General features: G+C 66.5%; 23 protein-coding genes. 9 read left to right on the plus strand and 14 right to left on the minus strand.

Annotated features, from left to right (window positions below):
- Positions 1-73 precede the first annotated feature (73 nt).
- Positions 74-307, minus strand: a complete 234-nt coding sequence (locus N2K98_RS14575; protein ID WP_146361664.1) for a DUF3073 domain-containing protein — start codon at positions 305-307, stop codon at positions 74-76.
- A 277-nt stretch (positions 308-584) separates the two neighbouring features.
- Here N2K98_RS14575 and N2K98_RS14580 point away from each other — a divergent pair, with 277 nt between their 5' ends.
- Positions 585-2,222: a septum formation family protein gene (locus N2K98_RS14580; protein ID WP_255864882.1), complete on the plus strand. Its 1,638-nt coding sequence runs from the start codon at positions 585-587 to the stop codon at positions 2,220-2,222.
- Positions 2,223-2,300: 78 nt separating this feature from the next.
- Here N2K98_RS14580 and clpB read toward each other — a convergent pair whose 3' ends face one another.
- Positions 2,301-4,925, minus strand: coding sequence for an ATP-dependent chaperone ClpB (gene clpB / locus N2K98_RS14585; RefSeq protein ID WP_255864881.1), 2,625 nt, complete (start codon positions 4,923-4,925; stop codon positions 2,301-2,303).
- A 114-nt stretch (positions 4,926-5,039) separates the two neighbouring features.
- On the minus strand, positions 5,040-5,636 hold the full coding sequence (locus N2K98_RS14590) for an SRPBCC domain-containing protein (protein ID WP_255796808.1): 597 nt from the start codon (positions 5,634-5,636) through the stop codon (positions 5,040-5,042).
- Between the two features lie 278 nt (positions 5,637-5,914).
- Between N2K98_RS14590 and N2K98_RS14595 the strand changes: the two genes are divergently transcribed.
- Positions 5,915-7,870, plus strand: a complete 1,956-nt coding sequence (locus tag N2K98_RS14595) for a penicillin-binding transpeptidase domain-containing protein (RefSeq protein ID WP_255864880.1) — start codon at positions 5,915-5,917, stop codon at positions 7,868-7,870.
- Positions 7,871-7,917: 47 nt separating this feature from the next.
- On the opposite strand, the gene N2K98_RS14600 is transcribed toward N2K98_RS14595, so the two are convergent.
- Positions 7,918-8,382, minus strand: a complete 465-nt coding sequence (locus N2K98_RS14600) for a YccF domain-containing protein (protein ID WP_229950426.1) — start codon at positions 8,380-8,382, stop codon at positions 7,918-7,920.
- An 87-nt stretch (positions 8,383-8,469) separates the two neighbouring features.
- Here N2K98_RS14600 and N2K98_RS14605 point away from each other — a divergent pair, with 87 nt between their 5' ends.
- Positions 8,470-8,931, plus strand: a complete 462-nt coding sequence (locus tag N2K98_RS14605) for a pyridoxamine 5'-phosphate oxidase family protein (protein WP_255864879.1) — start codon at positions 8,470-8,472, stop codon at positions 8,929-8,931.
- Positions 8,932-9,002: 71 nt separating this feature from the next.
- On the opposite strand, the gene N2K98_RS14610 is transcribed toward N2K98_RS14605, so the two are convergent.
- Positions 9,003-10,634, minus strand: coding sequence for a DEAD/DEAH box helicase (locus N2K98_RS14610; RefSeq protein ID WP_255864877.1), 1,632 nt, complete (start codon positions 10,632-10,634; stop codon positions 9,003-9,005).
- A gap of 287 nt (positions 10,635-10,921) precedes the next feature.
- On the opposite strand from N2K98_RS14610, the gene trmB reads away from it, so the two are divergent.
- The 3 genes from trmB to N2K98_RS14625 all read left to right on the plus strand — a co-directional run bounded on the left by trmB (position 10,922) and on the right by N2K98_RS14625 (position 13,671).
- Positions 10,922-11,788 (plus strand): tRNA (guanosine(46)-N7)-methyltransferase TrmB, encoded by an 867-nt coding sequence (gene trmB / locus N2K98_RS14615; protein WP_255864876.1) that lies wholly within the window; start codon positions 10,922-10,924, stop codon positions 11,786-11,788.
- 5 nt (positions 11,789-11,793) lie between these two features.
- Complete coding sequence (locus tag N2K98_RS14620) at positions 11,794-12,792, plus strand: NYN domain-containing protein (protein WP_255864875.1); 999 nt, start codon at positions 11,794-11,796, stop codon at positions 12,790-12,792.
- A 204-nt stretch (positions 12,793-12,996) separates the two neighbouring features.
- On the plus strand, positions 12,997-13,671 hold the full coding sequence (locus N2K98_RS14625) for a dihydrofolate reductase family protein (protein ID WP_255864874.1): 675 nt from the start codon (positions 12,997-12,999) through the stop codon (positions 13,669-13,671).
- 18 nt (positions 13,672-13,689) lie between these two features.
- Here the strand turns inward: N2K98_RS14625 and N2K98_RS14630 are convergent, their stop codons facing one another.
- The 5 genes from N2K98_RS14630 to dnaK all read right to left on the minus strand — a co-directional run bounded on the left by N2K98_RS14630 (position 13,690) and on the right by dnaK (position 18,751).
- On the minus strand, positions 13,690-14,463 hold the full coding sequence (locus N2K98_RS14630; protein ID WP_255864873.1) for an MOSC domain-containing protein: 774 nt from the start codon (positions 14,461-14,463) through the stop codon (positions 13,690-13,692).
- A 37-nt stretch (positions 14,464-14,500) separates the two neighbouring features.
- A complete protein-coding gene (locus N2K98_RS14635) occupies positions 14,501-15,013 on the minus strand; it encodes a heat shock protein transcriptional repressor HspR (RefSeq protein WP_255864871.1) in 513 nt (170 codons plus the stop codon).
- Between the two features lie 68 nt (positions 15,014-15,081).
- A complete protein-coding gene (locus N2K98_RS14640; RefSeq protein WP_255796797.1) occupies positions 15,082-16,080 on the minus strand; it encodes a DnaJ C-terminal domain-containing protein in 999 nt (332 codons plus the stop codon).
- 137 nt (positions 16,081-16,217) lie between these two features.
- On the minus strand, positions 16,218-16,862 hold the full coding sequence (locus N2K98_RS14645; RefSeq protein ID WP_255796796.1) for a nucleotide exchange factor GrpE: 645 nt from the start codon (positions 16,860-16,862) through the stop codon (positions 16,218-16,220).
- Positions 16,863-16,864: 2 nt separating this feature from the next.
- Positions 16,865-18,751, minus strand: a complete 1,887-nt coding sequence (gene dnaK, locus N2K98_RS14650; protein WP_255864870.1) for a molecular chaperone DnaK — start codon at positions 18,749-18,751, stop codon at positions 16,865-16,867.
- Positions 18,752-18,993: 242 nt separating this feature from the next.
- Here dnaK and N2K98_RS14655 point away from each other — a divergent pair, with 242 nt between their 5' ends.
- Both N2K98_RS14655 and N2K98_RS14660 read left to right on the plus strand, forming a co-directional pair.
- Complete coding sequence (locus N2K98_RS14655; protein WP_255864869.1) at positions 18,994-19,797, plus strand: methyltransferase domain-containing protein; 804 nt, start codon at positions 18,994-18,996, stop codon at positions 19,795-19,797.
- A 63-nt stretch (positions 19,798-19,860) separates the two neighbouring features.
- The gene (locus N2K98_RS14660) at positions 19,861-20,451 is read left to right on the plus strand and encodes a nucleoside/nucleotide kinase family protein (protein ID WP_255864867.1); all 591 of its coding nucleotides are present in this window, start codon (positions 19,861-19,863) and stop codon (positions 20,449-20,451) included.
- 3 nt (positions 20,452-20,454) lie between these two features.
- On the opposite strand, the gene cls is transcribed toward N2K98_RS14660, so the two are convergent.
- Complete coding sequence (cls, locus tag N2K98_RS14665; RefSeq protein WP_370646359.1) at positions 20,455-21,930, minus strand: cardiolipin synthase; 1,476 nt, start codon at positions 21,928-21,930, stop codon at positions 20,455-20,457.
- An 82-nt stretch (positions 21,931-22,012) separates the two neighbouring features.
- Here cls and N2K98_RS14670 point away from each other — a divergent pair, with 82 nt between their 5' ends.
- Entirely contained in the window at positions 22,013-22,900 is an 888-nt protein-coding gene (locus N2K98_RS14670) for an aminodeoxychorismate lyase (protein ID WP_255796792.1), read from the plus strand.
- A 20-nt stretch (positions 22,901-22,920) separates the two neighbouring features.
- Here the strand turns inward: N2K98_RS14670 and N2K98_RS14675 are convergent, their stop codons facing one another.
- From N2K98_RS14675 to N2K98_RS14685, 3 genes are read right to left on the minus strand one after another with little or no spacing between them, the layout of a single operon-like run.
- Positions 22,921-23,724 carry an energy-coupling factor transporter transmembrane component T family protein gene (locus N2K98_RS14675; RefSeq protein ID WP_255796791.1) on the minus strand — a complete coding sequence of 268 codons (804 nt, stop codon included), beginning with the start codon at positions 23,722-23,724 and terminating at the stop codon, positions 22,921-22,923.
- Entirely contained in the window at positions 23,721-25,367 is a 1,647-nt protein-coding gene (locus N2K98_RS14680; RefSeq protein WP_407080030.1) for an ABC transporter ATP-binding protein, read from the minus strand. The genes N2K98_RS14675 and N2K98_RS14680 overlap by 4 nt, the downstream gene beginning before the upstream one ends.
- Before the next feature lie 2 nt (positions 25,368-25,369).
- Positions 25,370-25,987: an ECF transporter S component gene (locus N2K98_RS14685; protein ID WP_255864866.1), complete on the minus strand. Its 618-nt coding sequence runs from the start codon at positions 25,985-25,987 to the stop codon at positions 25,370-25,372.
- Positions 25,988-26,015: the final 28 nt, after the last annotated feature.

The following is a 26,015-nucleotide window of genomic DNA, read 5'->3' on the forward strand; positions in this document are numbered from 1 at the left end:
GCCATTCAGCGGACCCACCCTGAGGTGATCCGCTGAAGGAGGCAATTGGCCAACGTCGTTGAGGAAATTACCGCTAGCCTACGCGGCGGTTACCCTCATCATCGTCATCGTCGCCAAATTGATCCGCGTACTTATCTTCGTACGCCGAGTAGTCGGGTTCAGCCGGCTCCTCGGGATATCGACTGGATGGACGACTCGTCGGTCCTGAGAGCTCACGCTGCAGCGCCGAGTAGTCCGTGGCAGGGGTGAAGTACTTCATCTCCCGTGCCTGCTTGGTTGCTTTTGCCTTTTGACGGCCGCGCCCCATGGCGTGACCCCCTTTTTGCGTCGATCCGGAGGTTAGTCGTTCGGGCAGATGAACGAGGGCCCCGGAATATTTGGTCAATTTGTCGTAAGTACAGGTTACATGTTTTCCCGCTGGCTTGTGCCCCCTCCGCCGCAGCAGGGGGTGTTCCCCGGGCATTAGCACAGCGCCTCCGGCACGCCGGTCCCTGCGCCTGCCCTCCGATATTGGCTAAAGTCGGGGGTAGAGACAGTTTTGGGGTGCATCATGCCACCGCCTACAGGGAGGACAGACGTTCACCATGAGCGATCAGAAAAGTACACCGGGAGCGGGTTTTCCGCCACCGGAGAAGGAAAGTACGCCGGGCGCCTTCCCCGATCTGAGCGCGCATTCGGACTCCCCCGCGTGGCTCTCCGAAGATGGAACGCACGACGCCGGCGTCTGGGAACGCAGTTTCGAAGGTGCCGTGAGCGGTGAAACGGCCGCAGCCGAAGAGGCCGACGGCGTAGGCTCCGTGGTGGATGCACCGACTACGGACGCCGAAGCTGACGGCGACGGTACCGCTGCGTTGGAGCTTCCCCCGGAACCGGTGGTAGTGGCACCCGAGGAACTCAAGCTGGAGGAACCTTCCCTGGCCGAGCCGACCCTGAGCGATGACGCCGTGGAAGCAGCGGCCCTCGACCAGGTTGCTTCGGAAACCGCTGCAGCCGAGGCCACCGCGGCCGAAGCGGGACGCCTGTCCGGACTGGAACCCGCTCCTGCCGGGACGGAAGTCCAGGTGGACGCTAACGCCGCCGGCGCCAATCGGCCCGGCGAAACCGGCGAGGCGACCACTCTTTCCGGCCCAACGCCCGAGGACGGCGAGGCAACGGCCTCCGATCCCGATTCGGCTGCCGGCACCGCCTCCGAAGGCAGCGCCGAAACTGACGCCGCGACGGATGGCAGCGGGGACGGAGCGGCGACAGGCAGCGCAGAGGACCCAGTCGACCCCAAGGCCGACGGCGCCGGCGCGGATGGCGCGGAGGCGAATGGCACCGAGGCCGAAGCGGTGCCGGACAGCGCAGCCGTTGCGGACGCGTCCCAGGCCGATGGTGCCGAGGCTGAAACTGCATCAAGGTCAGACGCCTCGGAGCCAGTGGAAGAACGTGAACCGGCTGGCGAAGCGGAGCACGAACCGTCCCAAGGGGACGCCGAGCCTCACCCCCTGCACGGCATCAACGCGGCGGCTCCGATGACTGCCGCGCACCAGGAGCGCACACCCGCGCCGGTGGCTGCGTCAGGCGAACCGGAGCCCGTTACGGCAGCTGTGCCGGCCGGCGACACCCGCCGGTCACGCCGGCTGGCCGAAAGCCAGGCAGCGGGGGCAACAGCAGCATTCAATCAGCCGGGTGCATCCTCCGGCACCACGGAGCCCGCGACAGGGGCAGCGACGGCGGTTGGCACCGCCCCCACCGGGGCAAAGGACAGCGGCAAGAGTAAGCGGAACACGCGCCTGATTCTGGTGCTCGGCGGCGTTGTACTCGCCGCCGTCGTCGCCATCCTGCTTTTCGTGTTTGTTTTTAACGGCAAGGAGGAAGGCGTCATCTCCGAGGACGTAAGTCCGCTGGAGCTGGAAGACGGCGCGTGCCTGAAGGATTGGGACGACGTCAATTCCAGTGCCACCGTAGTCACCTGCGAAACGCCGCACAACGCCCAGTTGGTCGCCACCGACAGTTTCACCGAGGACGCTGCCTTCCCCGGCACAGGCGCCTTGGAAGAGCGGGTCAACGATGTCTGCGAGGCTGTGCAGTATGCCGACGCCGCCGCGGAGTTCCCGGGCTTGAAGCTGGCCAAGTCCATCCCCACGGAGCAGACCTGGGCCTCTGGTGACCGCCGCGTGGACTGCATCGTTTTCGCCCCTGAGGGCCAGGAACTCACCGAGTCCCTCGTGCAGGAGTAAGCGGGTGCATGAGTAAGCGCTGGTAACAGCAGAAAGGCGCGCGGCGGGCATCAGCCGCCGCGCGCCTTTTGCTGTGGTCTAGGCGACCGCAGCCACCGTAAGCCCGGGCTCGGCCACCAGCCCGTCGCCGTCCAGCCCGTCTGACGGCCTGTCCACCCGCACTGTGTCGCCGTCGCTGATCTTTCCGGCCAGGATCCCGCGGGCCAGCTGATCGCCGATCTCCCGCTGCACCAGGCGGCGGAGCGGCCGTGCACCGTAGGCCGGATCGTAGCCGGTCAGGCCCAGCCATTCCCGCGCTGCATCGGTCACGTCCAGCACCAGACGGCGCTCATGCAGCCGGTTGGCCAGGGCACGCACCTGGATGTCCACGATCCGGGTCAGGTCCTCCAGGCTCAGCGGATCGAACAGGATCACGTCGTCGAGTCGGTTGAGGAACTCCGGCTTGAAGTTCGCGTTGACCATGGACATCACCGATTCGCGCTTCTGCTCCTCGGTCAGGCCCGGATCGACCAGGAACTGGGACCCGAGGTTGGACGTCAGGATCAGGATGACATTTCGGAAGTCCACCGTCCGGCCCTGGCCGTCCGTCAGCCGGCCGTCGTCGAGCACCTGCAGCAGAATGTCGAAGACATCCGGATGTGCCTTCTCCACTTCGTCCAGCAGGATCACCGAGTAGGGGCGGCGGCGTACCGCTTCAGTGAGCTGGCCGCCCTCTTCATAGCCCACGTATCCGGGAGGTGCCCCCACCAGTCGGGACACCGCATGCTTCTCCGAGTACTCACTCATATCGATGCGGACCATGGCCCGCTCATCGTCGAAGAGGAAGTCCGCGAGAGCCTTCGCCAGTTCGGTCTTGCCGACGCCGGTGGGGCCAAGGAACAGGAAGGATCCGGTGGGCCGGTCCGGGTCGCTGACGCCGGCCCGTGAGCGGCGCACGGCATCGGAGACCGCGGCCACGGCCTTGCTCTGCCCGATCAGGCGCGAGCCGATGGCTGCTTCCATGTCCAGCAGTTTCTGGGATTCACCCTGCAGCATGCGTCCGGACGGGATGCCGGTCCAGGCGGAGACCACTTCCGCAATGTCGTCCGCAGTGACTTCCTCGGAGACCATCAGTTCCCGGGTTTCTTCGCCGAAGCTGTTCTCCTCCGCCTGCTGAGCTGCCTCCAGTTCCTTCTGCAGGGCGGGTATTTCGCCGTACAGGATGCGGGAGGCTTCCGTGAGGTCGCCGTCGCGCTGGAATTTTTCTGCCTCGCTGCGCAGCTCGTCGATCTTCGCCTTGAGGTCGCCGACCCGGTTAAGGCCCGCCTTCTCGGCCTCCCACCGGGCGTTGAGCGCCGACAGCTGTTCCTTCTTATTGGCCATGTCCTCGCGCAGAACGGCCAGCCGCTCCATCGAGGCCTCGTCCGTTTCATTCGCCAGTGCGAGTTCTTCCATGGTGAGCCGGTCCACTGCACGCCGGAGCTCGTCGATTTCCTCGGGGGCGGAATCGATCTCCATCCGCAGCCGGGATGCGGCCTCATCCACCAGGTCAATGGCCTTGTCCGGAAGCTGGCGTCCGGTGATGTACCGGTTGGACAGCGTTGCAGCGGCAACAAGAGCCGAGTCGGCGATGGCGACCTTGTGATGGGCCTCGTAGCGCTCCTTCAGGCCGCGCAGGATGCCGATGGTGTCCGGGACGCTGGGTTCACCGACGTACACCTGCTGGAAGCGGCGCTCCAATGCCGCGTCCTTTTCGATGTTTTCGCGGTATTCGTCCAGGGTGGTGGCGCCGATCAGCCGCAGTTCCCCGCGCGCCAGCATCGGCTTGAGCATATTGCCGGCGTCCATGGATCCCTCGGCTGCGCCCGCACCTACGACGGTGTGCAGCTCATCGATGAAGGTGACGATCTGCCCTTCGGCGCTGGAGATTTCCTCCAGCACTGCCTTGAACCGCTCCTCGAACTCACCGCGGTATTTAGCCCCGGCGACCATGGACCCGAGGTCCAGGGACAGCAGGGTCTTGCCGTTCAGACTTTCCGGCACATCCCCCGCGACAATGCGCTGGGCAAGTCCCTCGACGACGGCGGTCTTGCCGACGCCGGGCTCGCCGATAAGCACGGGGTTGTTCTTGGTGCGGCGGCTGAGCACCTGGATGACGCGCCGGATCTCGGCGTCCCGGCCGATCACGGGGTCCAGTTTGCCCGAGCGGGCCATTTCAGTCAGGTCGGTACTGAATTTTTCCAGAGCCTGAAAGGTGTTCTCCGGATCAGCATTGGTCACTTTGCGGTCTCCTCGTACGGATGGAAGGACGGCGCTGAGCGCGTCGTGCCCGGCGTTGTTATCCCGAAGCGCTTTTCCTGCAGGGCCGTTATCGAGAGACAACCCAAGCAGGAGGTGTTCGGTGGAGACAAAGGCATCCCCCAGCTTCTCGGCTTCCTGCTGCGCTGCGTTGATGACTTGGAGCAAGGGCCTGGAAAACTGGGGCTGCGCCACCGAGCTGCCGGAGGAGGACGGCAACTGGTGGATGGCAGTGCTGGCAGCGGCACTGACGGTATCCACGTTGATTCCGGCAGCCTTCAGGAGAGCGACGGCGACCCCTTGCCGCTGATCCATCAGCGCTTTCAGCAGATGCGCCGGTTCAATCTGTGGATTTCCGGCAGTGTTCGCGTTCATGGCCGCAGCCGAAAGTGCTTCTTGGCTCTTGTTCGTGAATTTCGTGTCCACGGTGGCTCCTCAAAACCTCAGCGAAGAATGCTTCCGCAATGCTAAACAAAGTTGAGTCTAATCGGCTCAACTTTGGAAGTAAAGCCGTGCGCACCTCCGCCGTGTGCGCGAAGCCTAGGGAATATGCTCCTGATCGAAGTCATGGGCGGTTCGCAGCCACCGTTCATTGCGGGCTTCGAAGAGCTGGGCGAGCGGGCCCTCGGCCTCGATTTCAAACCGGATTCCCTGGGGCTCGTCAGGAATGGTTCCGGCCAGATATTCCTCCAGGACATCGAGGAAATATTCCCACCCCGCACCACCGGTCCAGAGGCCTGCGCCGGGGGCAGCCGTTACCGCGAATCCCTTGCGTACGGAGGCGTACCGCAGCTCGAAGCGGGTGAACCCGTCCTCTCCGGTCAGGTGGAACTCCACTTCCGCCACGGAGGACCCCTCCCGCGCCCAGGACACGGTGAGAAGGCGGGGTCCGTCGCAACGCAGGATCGTCCCGTGGGATCCGTCCGGCAGTGTGTAGGTGCCGCCGCGGCGCAGGTCCCCTTCCGGATCCGCCACCCATTGGCGCAGCTGTTCCGGATCAGCGAGGGCCGACCACACCTCTCCGATGGGATGCGGAATGTCACGCTCCATGACGATCATCAGTGCGTGGCCAGCCTGGATCTGCCGCCGCCCGTAGGACCGCACCGTCTTCTCGAGAATTATGTCCAGATCGGACATTGCCCACTCCTGCCGTAGAACAACCGGCAACCGATCCGGTCCTCCAGCGGCCATTACGGCCACCCGGCTGTCCGCAGGATGCCGGTGGAAGCGAGTTGTATTCAGGGTTACAGTTCTGAGTTACCTTCAGCGGCCGTTTCCCGGCCGTTTTTCAAACCGTAGCAGGGAAACAATGCCCTGCACAGGGTCGGCCGACCGGCGCGGACCAGGGCAACCCGGCGAAAGGTTTCCGGTGCTTGCTCCCCCTGTCCGGGGCACTCGCCGGGTAGCCTGTGCGGATGGGGAAAAACCGTACTTCCGTTTCTGTCCTTGCCGTTGCCGCACTGGCACTGACGCTGGTGTCCTGCTCAGGGGACAAGCCGTCGCCTGACGACGCCGCTGCCGACCTCGCCCAGGGCCTGAGCCAAATGGACGTTTCAGCATCTGCCTTTACGGCGGGCACCCCTGCGGAAGTGAATGCGGAGCTGGAGCAGTTGCTCGCCGACATGGGCCCGCTCCGCCCGGAGGTCACGGTGGCCGGCGTTAACGAAGACGAGGACGATGACTCCGCCGCCACCGCACGGCTGGCCTATGCCTGGGACGTCAACAGCGATTCGCGGCCGGACTGGTCCTATGAGAGCTCCGCCCAGCTCCGCCGCGGAGAGGACGACCAGTGGCTTGTCGAGTGGGCACCCTCCGTAGTGTTCGATTCCCTGGCCGACGGCGACCGGCTGGTCCGTTCCACCACCCCCGGCGACCGTGCCGACATCCTGGACCGCAACGGGGAACCGCTGATGAATGCGCGGCCGGTGCTTCGTATCGGCATCAACAAACCCGACCTCTCCGAGGAGCAGTATGCCTCCTCGTCGGCTGCCCTTGCTGAACTGGTGGGGCTGGATCCCGCCGACTACACCGCAAAGGTGCAGGCCTCAGGCCCCGAAGCCTTTGTCGAGGCGATTGTGCAACGTGAGGAGGCCGAGGGGCCCGCAACCCCAGCGGCTGTCGAAGCCATCCCCGGTGCCCTTTCCCTTCCCGCCCAGCGGATCCTGGCACCCACCCGCGGCTTCGCCCGTGCCCTGCTGGGCACCGTGGGCGAGGCGACTGCGGAATTGGTCGAGGAGTCTGAGGGCAGGGTGTCCGCCGGGGACCAGACGGGGCTCTCCGGCCTGCAGAGGCAGTACAACTCGCAGCTGCAGGGCAGCCCCGGCGTCACGGTTACCGTCGACAACGAGGCCGGAACCAAGGAAACCGTCCATAGCTCCGATCCGCAAACGGGCACGGACCTGCAGACCACCCTGAACCCGAAGCTGCAGCAGTTGGCCGAGGAAGTCCTGGAACAAGAACCGTCGGCGTCGGCCATCGTGGCTATCCAGCCCTCCACCGGCGAGATCCTGACCGTGGCCAACGGCCCCGGCAGCGAGGGCCAGCAAACCGCCCTCCTGGGCCAGTACCCGCCGGGATCCACGTTCAAGACAGCCACCGCGTTGGCGATGCTGCGCAACGGCACCACACCGGCCAGCACCGTGGAGTGCCCGTCGGAACTCAACGTCGACGGCCGCAAGTTCAACAACGTCCCCGGCTACCCGGCCGAGGCCACCGGCAGTATCCCGCTGCGCACGGCATTCGCGAACTCCTGCAACACTGCCTTCCTCAATGCCCAGGGCACCGTTTCCCAGCAGAGCCTCTCCGCTGCCGCCGGAGACCTGGGCATCGGTGTGGACGCGTCCATCGGCACCGACGCGTTCCTGGGGTCCGTGCCCGCGGAGGCTGAAGGCACCGAACACGCCGCCTCGCTGATCGGACAAGGGCAGGTCCTCGTGTCCCCGCTGGCCATGGCGGTTGCCGGTGCCTCCATCGGCAAAGGCGAACGGGTCTCCCCCACGCTGATCCGGGAATCCACCCCGCCGGCCCCGGCAGGCGGCTCCGCTTCGGCTGCTCCCACTGCCTCCACCTCGGAATCGACAGCTCCCGTTCCGGGCAACCTCACGGCAGAGGAGGCAGCATCACTGCGGGAGATGATGCGCGCCGTCGTCGCCGAGGGCGGAGTGCAGATGCTGCTCGGCGTGCCCGGCGAACCCGTGCTCGCCAAGACCGGAACCGCTGAGTTCGGCAGCCAGACGCCGCCGGAGACCCATGCATGGGTGCTGGCCATCCAGGGCGACCTGGCCGTTGCCGTGTTCGTGGAGCAGGGCGAGCGGGGCTCCACCTCCGGAGGACCGCTCATGAAGGCCTTCCTTGAGGGCGCCCAGGGCTAAGCAGCAGGCCGCCGGAGCCCCGTCAGCCAATCAGGCTACGGACCGGATCAGGAAGGCCACTGCTGCTGGGGTGCAACCCGGCCCTGATAACCGGGCTGCCGGTACGCGTTCCCGGCGTACGGCGTGATCTGCCAGGTGTCCGTGGGCACGATGACCTTGCCCAGCGGCATGAGCGAAATCGGCAGCATCTTCAGGTTGGCGATGCCCAGCGGGATTCCGACGATGCTCACGAACATCGGGATGGCCGTGAGGACGTGTCCAATGGCGATCCAGATGCCGGCCAGCAGCAGCCAGATGATGTTTCCCAGCAGGCTGAGGGGACCGGTGAACCCGCCCCGGTCCACAACCGTCCGGCCGAACGGCCAGAGCGCATAGTTGGCGATGCGGAAGGATGCGATGCCGAACGGGATGGTGACAATCAGCAGGCAGCAGACCACGCCCGCCAGCGCATAACCGAGCGCGAGCCAGATACCGCCGAACAGCAGCCAGATGACGTTCAGGATCGCTTTCATGGCTCCATTGTTCTCCACACGGCACAGATAAGCCACGGCTTCTCTGCCTGCATACCCGCCCGCCTGCACCTGCCCTAGACTGACGCCATGCCGATCAGCGATGAGAACCCCGCAGACCACCTGACTTCCAGCCAGTGCTGGACATACGTCCGGCAGGCCAAGTTCGGCCGGCTCGCCGTGATTGTCGACGGACATCCCGAAATTTTCCCCATTAACTTTGCCGTCGACCACGGCACGGTGGTTTTCCGCACCGCGGCGGGAACCAAACTGGCCGGCGCACTCTCGGGCAACCCGGTTGCGTTCGAAATTGACGGTTACGATGACACGCTGTCCTCCGCCTGGAGCGTGGTGCTCAAGGGCGGCGCCACCCTGCTCGACGACTTCTCGGAGATCATGGACTCCGAAGAACTCGCGCTCTTTCCGTGGCAGTCGGGGACGAGAAACGCGTTTGTCCGCATTGAACCGGAGGTCACCACCGGCCGCCGGTTCCTTATCTCCAATGCGGCCCGCCGCAATGTGCTGCGTGGAATGGGGCTTTACACGGAGTAGTCCACTCCTGGAAAGCAGAAGAGGCGCCGCACCTTGTGGGTGCGGCGCCTCTTCTCAGCTGTGGCTATGCCTTAGCGGGAACGGCGTTCGTTCGACGCCGGTGCCGTTGCGCGGCGGGGACCGGCGGCACGTGCCGGACGGCCGGAGGCTGCACCGGCGGCGCCCCGGGAGGCTCCGCCTGCACGCTGGCCGCTGCCGGCGCCCTCGGCGCGCTGGCCGGTTGCCGGGCGGCGGTTGCGGCCGGATGCGGTGGCCGCTGAGGCGCTGTTGCGGCGGCCGTCAGAGGACCGGGCCGGACGCTGCGTACGCACGTCGTCGACGGCACGGTCATTGCGTTCGCTGCGTTCCATGCGGTCGGGGCGTTCAGCCGAAACGCGTCCGCGTCCGCCTGTACCGCCGCGTCCGCCGGCGCGGGGAGCACCTGTGCTGCGGGCAGCACGCTTGCGCTGGGCGTTGGCGCCGGTGGAGCGCCCGCCGCCCTGCTGCGGGGACTTGGCGGCAAGCTGCGCTGCACGGACATGCGGTTCCACGATGGCCGCGCGTTCGCCAATGAGCTTGGCGATCGACGGCGAGTTGTGGCTGACCTTCTCGATGGAAACGTCGACGCCGGCAGCCTTCATCAGCTTCGACACCTCGCTCTTCTGCTCCGGAAGGGTCAGCGTCACGACGGTTCCGCTGGAACCGGCGCGGGCTGTACGGCCTGAGCGGTGCAGGTATGCCTTGTGTTCCGTGGGCGGGTCGATGTGGACGACCAGCTCGACGTCGTCCACGTGCACGCCGCGGGCGGCGACGTCGGTGGCCACCAGGACGCGGACGTCGCCCGAAGCGAACTCCGCCAGGTTGCGGTCACGGGCATTCTGGGACAGGTTGCCGTGCAGGTCCACCGTGGGGATGCCGTTGTCCGTGAGGAACTGGGCCATCTTGCGGGCGTGGTGCTTGGTGCGCATGAACATGATGCGGCGGCCCTGGCCACCGGCCAGTTCCTTGACCAGCAGCTTCTTGGCCGTCTGGTCCTGGACCAGCAGCACGTGGTGCTCCATGGTGGACACCGCTGCCTGCGGCTCATCCACGGAGTGCGTCAGCGGGTTGGACAGGTAGCGGCGGACCAGCTTGTCGACGCCGTTGTCCAGGGTGGCGGAGAACAGCATCCGCTGGCCCTTTTCCGGAGTGCGGTCCAGCAGGCGCTGGACAACCGGCAGGAAGCCGAGGTCGGCCATGTGGTCGGCCTCGTCCAGCACGGTGATCTCGACGGACTCGAGGCTGATGACCTTCTGCTTCATCAGGTCTTCGAGGCGGCCGGGGCAGGCGATGACGATGTCGACGCCGGCCTTGAGTGCCTTTTCCTGACGCTGCTGGGACACGCCGCCGTAGATCACGGTGGTGTTCAGGCCCAGCTCCTTGGCCAGGGGCTCAATCACGTTGTTGATCTGCGTGGCCAGCTCGCGGGTCGGCGCCAGGACCAGGCCCAGCGGGCGGTTCGGGCGGCGGCGGTAGGCGGCTTCATTCTCGGCCAGACGTGCAACCAGCGGAAGGGAGAACGCCAGCGTCTTGCCGGAACCGGTGCGGCCGCGGCCCAGGACGTCACGGCCCTTAAGAGTGTCCGGAAGGGTTTCCACCTGAATGGGGAAGGCCTCGTCAATTCCGGCGGCGGCGAGGGAGGAAACAAGTGCCTTGGGCACACCAAGGGCAGCAAAAGTGGTCATTAAAGACAGGCAACTTTCGGTAAGAGGCCCCCAACGCCGTTTGGGCCGGGGGTTCGCCGAAGAAAAGTCAGACAGTGTCTACCGCACTGAAGCGGGACAAAAGAAAGCGTTCATCGACGCAGGCTGGACTGCTTACACACACTGTTGAAACCTTGGATTTTAAGCATGGTTCAACAGTGGCAGGACCAACATCTGCCTCCAGTTTACCGTAATGCGGAATCTTTCCTAATCGGGGGCTGCACCGGCGGTGAAATCCGGGGCCGTGCCAGCCGATAGCATTAACAGTGATGACTACTGAACCAGCCCTGCCCGACGCCGCCGAAACCGGGCCGGCGGATCCCGCTGCCGGCACCGACGAGGAGCAGCATTTCCGCTCTCCGGTGTCCTTTGTCCGGCGCGGCTCGCGCCTGCAGGGCCGTCGCCAGCAGGCCTGGGATGAACTCTCCGAACGCTTCGTGGTGGATGTCCCGCGTGATGAGGCCGACACCTCGGTGCACCCCGGATACGTGTTCGACGCCGCCGCCGAGTTCGGGCGCACCGCTCCCCTCGTCGTCGAAATCGGCTCGGGCCTGGGCGAAGCCGTTGCGCATGCCGCCGAGCAGAATCCCGAGAAGGACTTCCTCGCCGTGGAGGTCTATCTCCCGGGCCTGGCGCAGACCCTGCAGCGGATTGGGCAGAAGGGCCTGACCAATATCCGCGTGGTCCAGGCGAATGCCCCGGAGGTGCTGACCAGCATGCTCCCGGCCGGGTCCGTGGCGGAGGTTTGGGTGTTCTTCCCCGACCCCTGGCACAAGACCCGGCATCACAAGCGCCGCCTGGTCAAGGAATCCTTCGCCGAGCTGGTGGCCCGGGTGCTGGTACCCGGTGGCACCTGGCGCCTGGCAACGGACTGGTCCGACTACGCCGTACAGATGCGCGAAGTGCTGGATGCTTCGGCCCGGTTCGAGAATCTGCACACCGGCGAACGTGCCGGTGACGAAAGCCCGCTGACCCGCGTGCACCGGGAGGGCCTGGAGAACAAGGCCCCGGAAGACGACGTCGATACCCGCGGCGGCTGGGCCCCCCGCTTCGAGGGCCGGACCCTGACCAGCTTCGAGAACAAGGCCCACGAGGGCGGCCGACTGATTTTTGACCTTGCTTACCGAAGGATCTAAGAACCATGACTGAACCGAACGACGCACGCGTCGGCCTCTACATCGACTTCGACAACATTGTCATCTCGCGCTATCAGCAGTTGCATGGCCGCAACGCGTTCCAGCGTGACGGGATCCGGAATTTCGACCGGACGAACCGCGAGGCCGATCCCGAAGTTGCCGCCAAGCTCACTGCAGCGACGGTGGACTTCAACGCCATTATCGATTTCGCCGCTTCCTTCGGCACCCTGGTGGTTAACCGCGCCTATGCCGACTGGTCGGTACCGGTGAACGCGAGTTACCAGCGCCAGCTGATGTCCCGGGCAGTGGACCTTACGCAGCTGTTCACCACCACGACGCGCGGAACCAAGAACGGGGCGGACATCCGCCTCGCCGTGGACGTAGTCGAAGACCTCTTCCGCCTGCCCGACCTGACCCACGTCATCATCGTCGCCGGCGACAGCGACTACATTGCCCTCGCGCAGAAGTCCAAGCGGCTCGGCCGCTTCGTCGTCGGCATCGGCGTTGCCGGGTCAACCAGCACTTCCCTCGCTGCGGCCTGCGACGAATTCGAGGATTACGACTCGCTTCCCGGGATTGAAGCCGCAGCCGCCGCTCCGGCCGCGGCGGATACTGCCGCCAAAAAGACTGCGGCACCGACGGATTCGCAGCCCGATCCGGCTCCAGCCCGCAGGCTCACCACCGTCCCCATGTTCTCGCACACGGGACAGGCCGGGTTTGAGGAGCCGGAGCCCGCCGACGACGTCGACCCGGGTGTCCTCGCGACGGAACTCCTCGTGCGGGCCCTGCAGATCGGCCACGCGAAGGGCGACGCCGACGAGTGGCTCAACACGGGCACGGTCAAGAACCAGATGCGCCGGATGGACCCGGCCTTCAACGAGAAGCCGCTGGGCTTCCGGTCCTTCACCGACTTCCTCTCCTCGCACGGCGACCTGGTGGAGCTGGACGACGACGGGCCGCAGCGCCTCATCCGCCTTCGCCCGGGTGCCGACGCCCGGCGCTGAGCAGCAGGAACCCGGGGGCCGGTGGACGCCGCCGGCCCGTCTGCGTGCACGGGGACCCACTAAGTGGTGCTGCTGTTACAGCTGAGGTCCCGGACGGCAACAGGAACCCCACCGGGTGGGATGCTGTGCCGCAACCGGCGGGTCAGTGCGCCGGGCGGAGGATGCCGCCGCTTCTGTTGACAGGTACAACGCCGCGTCACGAGCATGGTGCCTGTCACCGTCACCCAGTGCCGCAACCAACGGGAGGGCACCATGGCCGGCCGCGTTTCCATCGATCTTTTTATGACCCTCGACGGCGTCGCCCAGGCTCCGGGCGGCCCGGAGGAAGACCCGGAGGCCGGCTTCGCCTACGGTGGCTGGCAGGCTCCCCTGTTCGACGAAACCGTGGGAGCGCAGGTGGACGAGGGCATCTCCTCCATGGACGCACTGCTGCTGGGCCGGAAGACCTACGACATCTTCGCCGACTACTGGCCTCACCAGCTGGACGGTGGCAACTCCGACATTGCACGCAAGTTTGACTCCATCCCCAAATACGTCGTGTCCCGGGGAACCCCGGATCTGGGCCGATGGCGGGACTCGCACCACCTCGAGGGGGACCTGGCGGACGCGGTGGCAGGCTTACGGGCGCGACACCAGGACGTCCACGTCATCGGGAGCATCGATTTCGCCCGCACCCTGGTGGCGGGCGGTATGTTCGACTCCCTGAACCTGTGGGTGTATCCCGTAGTTCTCGGCCCCGGGAAGCGCCTGTTTCCTCCGGACGGGCCGCCCGCGGAACTGAAACTGCTCGAAGCTTCAGCCGCTTCGGAAAATGGAGCCGTGCTCCTGCGCTACGGCTGGGCGGGACCGGCCCCCGCAACCGGAGTCATGGGGTCCTGACCGGGGCTGCACGCGACGTTATGCGGTCCTGCTGCGGCGGAGGACAACGGCATCTCCCACCCGCAGCATTCCGGTCCGCACTACGTGCGCCTGCAGACCGAACTCCGCGGAGTGGGAACTGCCGAGCAGCTTGAGGGCTTTGGTTTCCGCCGGGACACCCGCCTGCGCCTGGTCGATCATCACGCAGCGTGGCATCCCCTCCCCCAGACGCAGAACAACCTCGCCTCCGAGGACCAGTTCGGCGCCCACCCAGTCGTCCTCGCAGAACGCCGGCTGGGAACCGGTGTCGATCACGATGTTGGCGCGGAAGCGGCGGTCATCCACCGCACCACCGGCCAGGTCCTCGAGAGCAGTCAGTGAGGATGTTGTCACCAGGTGCAGGGGCGTCTCGTCGTGGTGTCCGGCACCGGTTTCGGCCCGCAGGGTCAGTTCCCGGCCGAAGGCTGCGCTCAGCGCCCGCGAGGCGGCCGGATCATCGACTCGATACCGATGGCCCTCGGGGCTCAGCAGCAGCGGTACGCCGCCGTTGTCATCAAGGAAGTTGTTCTCACCAAGGATGTTGTTGTCCTCGACCACGGAGGACCACTGCATCAGCCCGGGGACCGGGCGGAACCGCCGGGTCCGCTTGCCGCTGGCGATGCCGCCGTCGCCGGTGTAAACCGCCCACCGGCGGTCATGCTGCAATCCCGTGCCGGTCACGGCGGACGCGCGCACCGCCTGGCCCGCGGTGGACTTGACCGGATAGCGGTACAGCGCCTGGACCTGGCCTACCGGGGTTTCCTCGTATGGCATCCCGGCATTGTGTCACAAGGACACCAGCGGCCGGCGCTTAGAGTGACTGCACGTAGTCGTCGTCGGCGTAGTTCCGCTCGGCGGACTTGCCGGCGGGAAGGGCGCGCAGCCTGCTCCGGCGCTCCATCAGCGAGACCAGGCCCAGCTGCTGAACGGCTGTCGCGGCGGCCGGCGGGCGCTGCCCGCGGCTGAGGGTGACGACGTCGCCGGCGAGCCCGGCAGCGAAGACGCGGCTGCGGTCCGGGGCACGCCGTTGCGCCTCGTCCAGTTGGGTGGAGAGTTCCACAACCCGCTGGCGCAGGCCGGTGACTTGGTTCTGCAGCTCCATGATCCGCTTGATGCCTTCGAGGGAAACGCCCTCCTGGGAGAGTTTCTGGACCTCTCGCAGCAGTTCGATGTCGCGCTGCGAGTAGCGGCGGGAGCGGCCGGGCGCCCGACTGGGACGGACAATCCCGAGCCGGTCGTATTGCCGGAGGGTCTGCGGATGCATTTCCGCGAGCTCAGCGGCAACGGAGATCACGAAAATAGGCGCATTGACATCTATGCCCATTGTTCCTCCTTCACTGCTGTTGAAATGGTAGCGCGGGAAGTTCGCCCTCCGGCGGATGAAACCACCTGTTAAAGCCGTGCTTTTGCTGCCAATCCGACCCGGGGGTCCTCGCCCTTGGTCGCATCGGCAAATGCCTCCACAGCTTCCCGGGCGTCCTTGTTCAAGTGGGTGGGCACGGCGACGTCGATAGTCACCAGCAGGTCCCCGTTGCCCTTGGAGGTGTGCACGCCGCGGCCCTTGACCCGCAGGGTGCGTCCCGACGGTGTTCCGGCGGGTACCTTGAGCCGGACGGTATCGGAGGTGAGGGTAGGCACCTCGATGGTCGCCCCCAGGGCTGCCTCGGGGAACGAGACCGGAACGTGGATCCGGATGTTGTTGCCCTCGCGGGTGAAGAAGTCGTGCGGCGTGACGTGGACGGTGACCATCAGGTCTCCGGCACCTGCGGCGCCGGGCTGCCCCTTGCCGCGCACCCGGATCTTCTGGCCGTCCTTGACGCCGGCCGGCACCCGGACCTCCACTACTTCGCCGCTGGGTTCGCGCAGGCCGATCACGGTTCCGTTAATGGATCCGGCAAAGGAAATGGTGGTGCTGGCCGTCCGGTCCGCGCCCTTGGTGGGCGGCGGGGCGCCGAAGCCGCCGCCGCCGAAACCGCTGCCGCCGCCGAAAAGGTCGGCGAATTCGGGCGGGATGTTGCTGCCGCCCGCGTTAAAGGTGGTCCTCCGGCCGCCGCCGCGTGCGGTCTGCCCGAACAGGTCTCCGAAGATATCCTCGAAGCCCGCCCCGCCGGCGCCGCCGCCGCCCTGGGGGCCGCCGGCAGTGAACCGGGCGCCGCTTCCCATGGCGCGGATGGCGTCATACTGCTGGCGTTCCTCGGCATCGGAGAGGACCGAATACGCCTCGGAGAGGTCCTTGAACATCCGCTCGGAGTTGGCGTCGCCCTGGTTCTGGTCGGGATGGTACTTCCGCGCCAGTTTGCGGTACGCCTTCTTGATGTCGGCGTCGGACGCATCCTTGGGAACACCCAGAATCTTGTAAAAGTCCTTATCGACCCAATCCTGACTAGCCAATTGGTGTCCCTTCCTCATTTGCGAATCCCGCTGCATTGCCGTGAAAACACGGCTGCCGGGCCTGCTGCCCCTGCTGCGGGACCTGCCGATGGAAAAATGTCCGGGGCCGCTTTACGGCGGCCCCGGACACGGTACAACTACTGTTCCGGAACCGAAACAATCACCTGCGCGGCACGCAGGACCCGGTCGCCGGACTTGTAGCCGGCCCTCAGGATCTGCGTGACGGTATCGAACGTGACGTCCGCGCTCTGCTGCTGGATGAGTGCCTCGTGGATGTTCGGATCGAACTCCACACCGGTCTCATCGATGCGGCTGAGCCCGTACGTCTTCAGCGAGTTCTCCAGCTTGGTAGCGATCGCAGCGAAGGGTCCCTCCGCCAGGTCGCCGTGCTGGCGTGCGGCGTCGATGTCGTCCAGGACGGGCATCAGGGAGTTCAGCACTCCGATGACGGCCATTTCCCGGGCGACGTCGCGGTCGCGTTCCACCCGCTTGCGGTAGTTCACGTACTCGGCCTGCAGTCGCAGCAGGTCGTTGCGCAGTTCAGCGGCTTCCGGCGAACCGGACGCGGCAGGCTGGGCCGGCACGTCGGCGTTGTTCAGGATCTGCTCCGCCTGGGAGAGCGCATCTCCGTCGGCCCCGGCGGCCGGGGCGGAAGCCGAAGCTTCCTCCCCTGCCGCGCCACCGTTGGCGGAATCCGCAGTCTCGCCCGCGCCGGGCGTGTCCTGGCCGTTTACGGGCTCTTCACCTTCGGGAGTGTTCCCGTGCTCGTTTTCCGCCGGCATGATTACTTCTTTTCTTCGTCGTCGACAACTTCGGCGTCAACGATGTCTTCGTCACCGGCGGCGCTGCCTGCGGCAGAGCCGTCACCGGCCGGAGCACCGTCAGCAGCACCGGGGGTGCTGTCAGCGCCGGCTGCGGAGGCCTGGGCGTAAATAGCTTCGCCCAGCTTGGTCTGGGAAGCCTGCAGCTTCTCAAACGCGGTCTTGACCTCGTCGTCGTTGTCCGTGCCTTCAAGCGCCTTCTTCAGCGCGTCGACGTCGGACTTGACCTCGGTCTTGACGTCTTCGGGCAGCTTGTCGTCATTGTCGGTGAGGAGCTTGTCCACCGAGTAGGCGAGCTGCTCGGCCGAGTTGCGGATGTCGGCGGCCTCGCGGCGCTTCTTGTCTTCCGCGGCGTGCTCTTCGGCCTCGCGGACCATGCGGTCGATGTCTTCCTTGTTGAGGGAGGACCCGCCGGTGATGGTCATGGACTGCTCCGCGCCGGTGCCCTTGTCCTTGGCGGACACGTGCACAATGCCGTTGGCGTCGATGTCGAAGGTGACCTCGATCTGCGGAACGCCGCGCGGAGCCGGCGCAATGCCGGTCAGCTCGAACGTGCCCAGCGGCTTGTTGTCGCGGGTGAATTCGCGTTCGCCCTGGAAGACCTGGATGGCCACGGACGGCTGGTTGTCATCCGCCGTGGTGAAGGTTTCGCTGCGCTTGGTGGGGATGGCCGTGTTGCGCTCGATCAGCTTGGTCATCACACCGCCCTTGGTTTCGATGCCCAGGGACAGCGGGGTGACGTCGATGAGCAGCACGTCCTTGCGCTCACCCTTCAGCACGCCGGCCTGCAGGGCAGCGCCCACGGCCACAACCTCGTCAGGGTTTACGCCCTTGTTCGGCTCCTTGCCGCCGGCGAGTTCCTTCACCAGTTCGCTGACAGCCGGCATACGGGTGGAACCGCCCACAAGGATGATGTGGTCGATGTCGGAGACCTTGATGCCGGCCTCGGAAATGACGTCGTTGAACGGCTTCTTGGTGCGGTCCAGCAGATCCTTGGTCAGGTCCTGGAACTTGGCACGGGACAGGTGCTCATCCAGGTGAACCGGGCCTTCGGGGGTGACCGAGAGGTACTGCAGGGAGATGTTGGTGGAGGTGGCCGAGGAGAGTTCCTTCTTGGCCTGCTCCGCAGCTTCCTTCAGGCGCTGCAGGGCGATCTTGTCCTTGGACAGATCAGCACCCTTGGCCTTGGCCTGGCTCAGCAGGTAATCAACAATGCGCTGGTCCCAGTCGTCGCCGCCGAGGCGGTTGTCGCCGGCCGTTGCACGGACCTGGATGGTCGAGAATTCGTCTTCGTCCTTGCCGACTTCCAGCAGGGAAACGTCGAAGGTGCCGCCGCCGAGGTCGAAGACGAGGATGAGTTCGTCTTCCTTGCCCTTGTCCAGGCCGTACGCCAGGGCAGCTGCGGTGGGCTCGTTGACGATGCGCAGCACGTTGAGGCCTGCGATCTCGCCGGCTTCCTTGGTTGCCTGACGCTCGGCATCGTTGAAGTAGGCGGGAACGGTGACCACGGCGTCCGTGACCTTCTCACCGAGGTAGGCCTCGGCGTCGTTCTTCAGCTTCATCAGGATGCGGGCGGAGATCTCCTGGGCGGTGTACTTCTTGCCGTCCACGTCAACGTTCCAGTCGGTGCCCATGTGGCGCTTGACGGAAGCGATGGTCCGGTCAATGTTATTGACGGCCTGGCGCTTGGCGATCTCGCCGACCAGGACTTCACCGGACTTGGCGAAGGCTACGACGGACGGCGTGGTGCGGCCGCCTTCGGCGTTGGCGATAACCGTGGGCTCGCCGCCTTCGAGAACCGAGACAACCGAGTTGGTAGTACCGAGGTCAATACCTACTGCACGTGACATATTTGCTTCCTCTTTCCTTGGAGAAACCCGCATCTCGTGGCGACACCGGCGCGGCCTGCCCCGGAGGACAGCCACCCGGTTCGCCACCAAGAGCTATTGAGCGTTCTACACTCAACTTTACTCAGCAGCACTTCTTTGTCAACAAACTTGAGCGCATCCGGCTCAACTCTGTGCCCGGAGGTTGCGGAACACGGCAGCCGGCCCTTCCCCCTCCCCGGCGGGTCTGGCGGTAGGGTCCTGCCATGGCTTCCGAAACCTATTCCCACGGCCATCACCGCAGCGTGGTGGACGTCCATGCCCTCCGCACTGCGCGGGACTGCGCAGCGTATCTGTTGCCGGAACTGCAGCCGGGAGTAAGCATTCTCGACGTCGGCTGCGGCCCGGGCAGCATCACCGCCGACTTCGCGGCGCTTGCGGCACCGGGACCCGTGGTGGGCCTGGATTCCTCCGAGGACGTCCTTGTCTCCGCCCGTGCACGGGCAGCCGGGCGCGGGCTGGCTAATGCCTCCTTTGTTGCAGGGAACGTCTACGACCTCGATTTCCCGGATGAAACCTTCGACGTTGTCCACGCCCATCAGGTGCTCCAGCACCTGATGGACCCGGTGGCCGCACTGCGGGAAATGCGCCGGGTCGCCAAGCCCGGCGGGCTGGTGGCGGTGCGCGACGCCGATTTCGCCGGCATGATCTGGCATCCGCCCACACCGGAACTGGCGCAGTGGATGCGGATCTACCGGGAGATTGCCCGCGGCAACTCCGCTGAGCCCGATGCCGGCAGGCACCTGCTGGCATGGGCACTGGAGGCCGGCTTCACCGAGATCACACCCTCATCCTCCAACTGGCTCTACGCGACACCGGAAGAGCGGCGCAGGCACGCGGAATCCTGGTCCGAACGCGTACTGCACTCCGCCTTCGCCGAGCAGGCCCGGGAACGCGGACTGGCGGACCGTCACCAGCTGGAACAGGTTGCCGCCGGCTGGCGGGAGTGGGCCGATGCCCCGGACGGCTGGTTCCTCATCCCGTGCGGGGAGCTGCTTCTTCGGGCCTGACCTTTTCTGGCTAGGGTTAAGGAATGTTCCGAATCCTGACCGTGTGCACGGGCAACACCCCCGATGCCCGCTAAACCCGGCGCGCCCCTGCTTATTGCCGTGGACGGCTTCTCCGGTGCCGGCAAAACGACCCTGGCCACCGAAATTGCCGCCGCCATGACCCGATTCGGCTCCGTGCGGCTGTTCCATCTGGAGGATGTCTACCCGGGCTGGGACGGCCTGGAATCGGGAATGACCTACTACCGCGAGCAGATCCTGCGCCCGCTCGCCGAAGGACGCTCCGCCCGCTGGCAGGCCTGGGACTGGGATGCCGGCCGCTACGGAGACTGGCAGACCACCGAACCGGCCGACGTCGTGGTCTTCGAAGGCGTGGGCTCCGGGCACCGCGAGGCCCGCGCCCTGCTGGACACCACGGTCTGGGTGGCGGGTGAGGAAACGGTCCGCCGCCGCTGCGCACTGGAACGCGACGGCGGCACCTACGCTCCGCACTGGGAACGCTGGGCGGCACAGGAACGCCGCTGGGCTGCCGACGACGACGCCGCCTCCGCCGCGGATCTCACCGTGCGTCTGGTGGGTCCGCAGGGGAACGCCGGGGCAGCGCTGGCGGCCGTCCTGTCCCGGCTGCAGCCTGAACCGCAGCACATTCCCGGCTAGGGATTACTGCAAGGTCGCGGTCAGCCGGGCCACGTTGTCGATGTACCGCTGCCAGACCGGCCGGCCCACCCAGTTCTCCAGGATGAGCTCCTTGGACAGGGCCCGGTAGGTGTCCTCGATGCGGCGGATCTGCTTCACAATGGTGCCGTCAAACATCATCACCGACACCTCGAGGTTCAGCGAAAATGAGCGCATGTCCATGTTGCTGGACCCCAGCACCGCCACGTCCTCGTCGATGGTGAAGTGCTTTGCGTGCAGCACCAGCGGTTTGGGGTACTGGTAAATCCGGACACCGGCGCGCAGCAGCGCCTCATAGTAGGAGCGCTGGGCGTGGTCCACCAGGAACTGGTCGCCTTTTTCGGAGACGAACAATTCCACGTCCACGCCGCGCTGCGCCGCCGTCGTCACTGCGTAAAGCAGCGTGTCATCGGGGACGAAGTACGGGCTGGTGATGGAAATGCGGTCGCTGGCCGAGTAAATAAGGGACGCGAAAAGGCGCAGGTTGTTCTCGGTGCTGAACCCGGGGCCGCTGGGTACTACCTGGCAGGTGACGTCTCCGGGATTGAACGAGGATTCGTACAGGTCCAGTTCGCGTTCCAGGTTTTCGTCCGTTTCGGCGTTCCAGTCGGTGGCGAAGACAACGTTGAGTTCGTCCACCACCGGCCCTTCCATGCGGGCCATCAGCTCTACCCATTTGCGGCCGGACCGGCGGTTTCGGCGTTTGTTGTAGGCCGGCTCCACCATGTTCTGGGAGCCGGTGAAGCCCACTGCCCCGTCCACCACCAGGATTTTGCGGTGGTTGCGCAGGTCGGGGCGGCGCCAGCGCCCGCGGAGCGGCTCCACCGGAAGCATCCGCCGCCATTGGACGCCGCTGCTGCGCAGTTCCCGCAGCAGCTTCCGGTAGCCGGGGATGCGCAGGGTGCCGATGTGGTCGAAAAGCAGCCGGACGGTGACTCCGCGCCCTGCAGCGTCCTTCAGGGCCTGGAAGAAGTCCCGGGTCACGGCGTCATAGCCCATGATGTAGAACTCCACATGGACGTACCGCTTGGCCAATTCCACTTCGCGGGTCATGTCCGCAATGGACTCGAGGTAGTCGCGCTGCACGTCCACCTTGTTGCCGTCCAGGGTGGGAAAGGAGCCCAGCCGGCGGTTGAGTTCTGCGGCATTCAGTACCCACTCGGGGCCGCCGTAGTTGGTGCCCTCGGTTTCCAGTTCCTTGGTGTTTTCACGGACCAGTCGGCTGATTTCAGCCTGCCGTTTGACCCGGTGTTCGGAGAGCCGGTGGTTGCCGAAGAGTGAAAAGAGAATGATCCCCGGGATCGGCAGGAAGAAGATGCACAACAGCCAGGCCATTGCTGTGGTGGGCCGGCGGTTGCCCGGCACAATGCCCAGGGCAATGATCCGGATCGCGTAATCCACCGCCGTCAACACGCCGGTAGTCCACCCAGCCAGGTCAATACCGGTCAGAGACCACCACACACTTATGCTCCTCCCGAGCCGCCTTTTAGACAGCCTATCGGCCGGAAGGACCTATCCGGGCCTGCGCCGCTACGCTGATGACATGACTGTTCTGGTTTTCCTGGATTCAGCTTTCCCCGACGGCCGTCCGGCGGACGCCGGGGTCCCCCAGCTGATGATCAATGATCTGGGTGTGACCCGCGGGGACGGGATCTTCGAATCGCTCCTGGCCGTGGACGGGGTGCCCCGTAAACCGGGCGCCCATTTGGACCGGATGGCATCCTCGGCGCAGCTGCTGGACCTGGCGCTGCCGCCGCGCGATGCCTGGGAACGGGCCATTGCCACCGCGCTCGCCCTGCACACGGAGGCCTCCGCCGCCGGAACCGGTTCCGCCGCCCGGGCGGCGGTGAAACTCGTGGTGACCCGTGGCGTCGAGGGCGCCGGCACACCCACGGCATGGGTGCAGGTGACCGCTGCCCCCGATGCCTCACGGCAGCGCACCGAGGGCATCAAGGTCCTGCTCCTGGACCGCGGTTATGACAGCCTGGCGGCTGCCCGAGCTCCGTGGCTGCTGCTCGGCGCCAAGACGCTCTCCTATGCCGTGAACATGGCCGCCCTGCGCTACGTCCGCGCGAACGGCGCCGACGATGCAATCTTCACGTCCTCCGACGGCAAGGTCCTCGAAGGGCCAACGTCCACCGTGGTGCTGGCCCGCGAACGCAACGGCGTGCGTACCCTGCTCACCCCCGAGCGCAAGAGCGGCATCCTGGCCGGGACCACGCAGGATGCCCTTTTCAGGGCGGCTGAAGCTGCCGGCTGGGAGCTGGGGTACGGGCCGCTGGTGCCCGAGGACCTGTTCGCGGCCGACGGTGTCTGGCTGGCGTCCAGCATCCGGCTGTTGGTGCCGGTGCGTTCCATCGACGGCAGGGAACTGCCCTTCTCCGAGGCGCTGAACACCGAACTCACCAAGCTGGCGGACGCCGCCCTCTAAGTCTGCCGGGCCGGGAAGCCTCAGGTCAGGATGAAGTTGAACGTTCCGGCCGCCACCGCAGCTGCCACCGCAGCAACGGACAGGGCTACCCCCACCCCGAACACCACCGCGTCCACCCCGCTGAAAGTCGACGTTCGAGCCCAGGTCCGTTCCGCTGCGCCGAAGCCGCGCGCTTCCATTGCCGTCGCCAGGCGGGTGGCCCGGCGGATCGCCTGCACCAGCAGCGCCAGGGACTGCCCGGCGAAACCTCGGATCCGGGCTGCTCCCCCGGCGTCCGGTCCCGCGCCGCGGGCATGCCGGGCCAGTCCGATGGTGCGCCATTCCTCCACCAGCAGCCCCACCAGCCGCATGGCCGCCAGCGCGCCCAGGACAAAGCGGTGCGGCAGCCTCAGTTTCTGGGCCAGGGCATCGGCCAGGTCGGTGGGATCGGTCGTGGCCAGCAGATAGATTCCCGGCAGGGCTATGGCCAGGCCGCGCAGCCCGATGGCGATGCCCGCGGCAACGGAACCGGAGGTGAACACCAGCGGCCCGGCCTCGAGCAGCACCGTCCCGGTCTTTTCCGCCAGCAGCGCCGTGCCCCACGCGCCGATCAGCGCCGCGGCGAGCAGCGGCCAGATCCGCCGCACCAATGTTCCGATCCGGATGTGCAGCAGCGGCAGCAGGGCCAGTTCGGCGGTGAGGACGACGGCGGCACTCACCCAGTCCACCGTCACCAGTACTGCCAGGGTCAGCAGCACTGCCGCGGCAAGCTTGGAGAGCGGGTTGGCGCGGGCCAGGAACGTGCCGGCGGGCCGGGCCGGCGCCCCGGCAACTACAGCGCTCATCGCCGCACCTGGACGTCCCGGGCCGTTCCGACGTCGCCGGTTGCGGCGCCGCCGGCTGGAACGCCGGGCGCGGCAGCTGCAGGTGTGAGGACCCCGTCCGCCACCCGGAGGTTCCGGGAGGCGAGCGCCTCGATGAATTCGGCATCGTGCGTTACGGAAACCACGCAGCGTCCTTCCGACAACTGGCCGCGGAGCAGCGCCACCAGTTCCGCCCAGGTCCGGGCATCCTGTCCGAAGGTCGGTTCATCCAGCAGCAGGATGGACGGCTCCGTGGCAAGCATGGTCGCCACGGACAGCCGGCGTTTCTCGCCGCCTGAAAGCGTGAACGGGTTGGCCTCGAGCAGCCCGTCCAGCCGGAGCCGTTCCGCCAGCTGATGCACCCGGGCCAACACCTGTCCGTCCGTCTCCCGGCCCAGCCGCCGCGGCCCGAAGGCCAGTTCATCCAGCACGGTGTTGGCCAGGAACTGGTGTTCGGGTTCCTGAAAGACGGTGCCGATGCGGTCCACCAGCTGCGCGGAGGTCCAGCGGCCGGGTTCCGGGCGGGCCGTGCCGGCAAGGGCAGGGGCCGCGGTGAGGGTTCCTCCCCGTGGCCGGAGCAGACCGCCGAGAGTCAGGGCAAGCGTGGATTTACCCGCACCGTTGGGTCCGGTGATACCGACGGCGGTGCCGGCGTCCAGGCTCAGGTCCGCTCCGGTCAGCACGGCGGGGCCGCGGAGCGAACGCGCAACGGCCAGCCCGCGGGCCTCCAGCAGCCGGGGACCGGCCGCAGCCGGTCTCCAGGGACCGCCCGGAATTTCCGGCCTGATGCCGGGAAGCCAGACACCGGACTCCGCCAGGGTGCTGCGGTGCCCGGGATTGCCCAGTACCTGTTCCGGGGAACCATCCGCCAGCACGCCGCCGCCGGCGGCGAGGACCACTACACGGTCCACAACACCGGCCCAGACATCGACCCTGTGCTCCACCACGATGAGCGTGGCACCCGTACGGTCCAGCACCCGCGTCACGGCGTCGCGGATTTCCACCACCCCGTCCGGGTCCAGGTTGGCTGTGGGTTCATCGAGCAGCAGCAGGCCCGGTTCCATAGCCATCACGGATGCGAGGGCCAGGCGTTGCTTCTGTCCGCCCGAGAGCGCGGAGGTGGAGCGGTCCAGCGGAACTTCCAGTCCGACGTCGGCCAGCGCCGAGCGCACCCGCGGCCAGATCTCCGCCGCCGGAACGGCCAGGTTCTCCGCACCGAAGGCCACTTCGTCCCCTACCCGGGACAGGACGGTCTGAGAGTCAGGGTCCTGCAGGACCAGCCCGGTCCGCCCGCGGGCGTTCGCGGGATGGACGCCGTCGAGCGTCAGGACCCCCTGTTCCTCTCCGCCGGTGTCCGGGCCGAGGACACCGGCAAGGGCATGCAGGAACGTGGATTTTCCGGCACCGGAAGCACCCAGCAGCAACACCCGTTCACCCGGGGAAATCGCCAGGTCCAGACCGGAAACGGCCAAACCGGCCCGTCCCCCGTGCTGCCAGCCCCAGCCGCGGGCAGCGACGGCAGCCGGGCGGGGCCGGCGTCGGGAGCCGGGGGCGGCTTCGGGGCGTGGGATGGAAGGCGCTGCAGCGGGCGGACGGTTTCCGCCGCCCTTCTTACCGAAGAGCACCGCTACGCCGTTCCGGTCCGACCGGACGCGAACGGCGCAAGGGCACCCGTCCGTGCCAGCGCGCGGACCGCCAGCCAGGACAGCCCGCCTGCGATAACCGCTCCCGATACGCAGGTGAGCAGGACGTACAGCAGCTGCCACTGCGCTGCCCATTCCACGTTGTACAGGACGTTTTCGCTCAGGCCGAGGAACAGTCCGGATCCCAGCCCGGCCAGCAGCGCCACGGGAAGGGAGAACCGGCGGTACAGGAACAGCAGCAACACCAGTTCGGCACCCAGGCCCTGCAGGAAGCCCGAAAGCAGTACGGAGAGACCGAACTGCGTGCCCAGTACGCCCGACACAGCGGCGGCCAGCATTTCGCAGTAGATAGCCGCGCCGGGTTTGCGGATGATGAGCCCGCCCAGCACTCCGGCAATCAGCCAGCCGCCGGTGTAGAGCCCGGCGAGCGGCGGAAACGCCGCGGTGAGTGCGCTGATCCCGGCGTAGCCCAGGGACCAGGCCCAGAAGATCACGCCCACGGCCACCGCGAGGACGGAGGCAACAACAATGTCCACCACCCGCCAGGAACGCCCTGAGGCTGCAGGTCGGGTGCGGTCGGGTACTGCGGATTGGTCTTTCATGAATATCCTCCTGAAGTCAGGAGGGGAG

The sequence above is a fragment of the Arthrobacter jinronghuae genome (assembly GCF_025244825.1).
Lineage (GTDB): Bacteria > Actinomycetota > Actinomycetes > Actinomycetales > Micrococcaceae > Arthrobacter_B > Arthrobacter_B jinronghuae.

What these genes read in the sequence shown, in the direction of transcription:
- N2K98_RS14600 (WP_229950426.1), bottom strand. Translation starts at nt 8,382, where the DNA reads ATGAAAGCGATCCTGAACGTCATCTGGCTGCTGTTCGGCGGTATCTGG.
- dnaK (WP_255864870.1), bottom strand. Translation starts at nt 18,751, where the DNA reads ATGTCACGTGCAGTAGGTATTGACCTCGGTACTACCAACTCGGTTGTC.
- N2K98_RS14610 (WP_255864877.1), bottom strand. Translation starts at nt 10,634, where the DNA reads ATGACCACTTTTGCTGCCCTTGGTGTGCCCAAGGCACTTGTTTCCTCC.
- N2K98_RS14590 (WP_255796808.1), bottom strand. Translation starts at nt 5,636, where the DNA reads ATGTCCGATCTGGACATAATTCTCGAGAAGACGGTGCGGTCCTACGGG.
- N2K98_RS14670 (WP_255796792.1), top strand. Translation starts at nt 22,013, where the DNA reads ATGACTGTTCTGGTTTTCCTGGATTCAGCTTTCCCCGACGGCCGTCCG.
- N2K98_RS14595 (WP_255864880.1), top strand. Translation starts at nt 5,915, where the DNA reads ATGGGGAAAAACCGTACTTCCGTTTCTGTCCTTGCCGTTGCCGCACTG.
- N2K98_RS14685 (WP_255864866.1), bottom strand. Translation starts at nt 25,987, where the DNA reads ATGAAAGACCAATCCGCAGTACCCGACCGCACCCGACCTGCAGCCTCA.
- N2K98_RS14625 (WP_255864874.1), top strand. Translation starts at nt 12,997, where the DNA reads ATGGTGCCTGTCACCGTCACCCAGTGCCGCAACCAACGGGAGGGCACC.
- N2K98_RS14575 (WP_146361664.1), bottom strand. Translation starts at nt 307, where the DNA reads ATGGGGCGCGGCCGTCAAAAGGCAAAAGCAACCAAGCAGGCACGGGAG.
- N2K98_RS14580 (WP_255864882.1), top strand. Translation starts at nt 585, where the DNA reads ATGAGCGATCAGAAAAGTACACCGGGAGCGGGTTTTCCGCCACCGGAG.
- N2K98_RS14620 (WP_255864875.1), top strand. Translation starts at nt 11,794, where the DNA reads ATGACTGAACCGAACGACGCACGCGTCGGCCTCTACATCGACTTCGAC.
- N2K98_RS14655 (WP_255864869.1), top strand. Translation starts at nt 18,994, where the DNA reads ATGGCTTCCGAAACCTATTCCCACGGCCATCACCGCAGCGTGGTGGAC.
- N2K98_RS14675 (WP_255796791.1), bottom strand. Translation starts at nt 23,724, where the DNA reads ATGAGCGCTGTAGTTGCCGGGGCGCCGGCCCGGCCCGCCGGCACGTTC.
- N2K98_RS14645 (WP_255796796.1), bottom strand. Translation starts at nt 16,862, where the DNA reads ATGCCGGCGGAAAACGAGCACGGGAACACTCCCGAAGGTGAAGAGCCC.
- trmB (WP_255864876.1), top strand. Translation starts at nt 10,922, where the DNA reads ATGACTACTGAACCAGCCCTGCCCGACGCCGCCGAAACCGGGCCGGCG.
- N2K98_RS14605 (WP_255864879.1), top strand. Translation starts at nt 8,470, where the DNA reads ATGCCGATCAGCGATGAGAACCCCGCAGACCACCTGACTTCCAGCCAG.
- N2K98_RS14660 (WP_255864867.1), top strand. Translation starts at nt 19,861, where the DNA reads ATGCCCGCTAAACCCGGCGCGCCCCTGCTTATTGCCGTGGACGGCTTC.
- N2K98_RS14635 (WP_255864871.1), bottom strand. Translation starts at nt 15,013, where the DNA reads ATGGGCATAGATGTCAATGCGCCTATTTTCGTGATCTCCGTTGCCGCT.
- N2K98_RS14630 (WP_255864873.1), bottom strand. Translation starts at nt 14,463, where the DNA reads ATGCCATACGAGGAAACCCCGGTAGGCCAGGTCCAGGCGCTGTACCGC.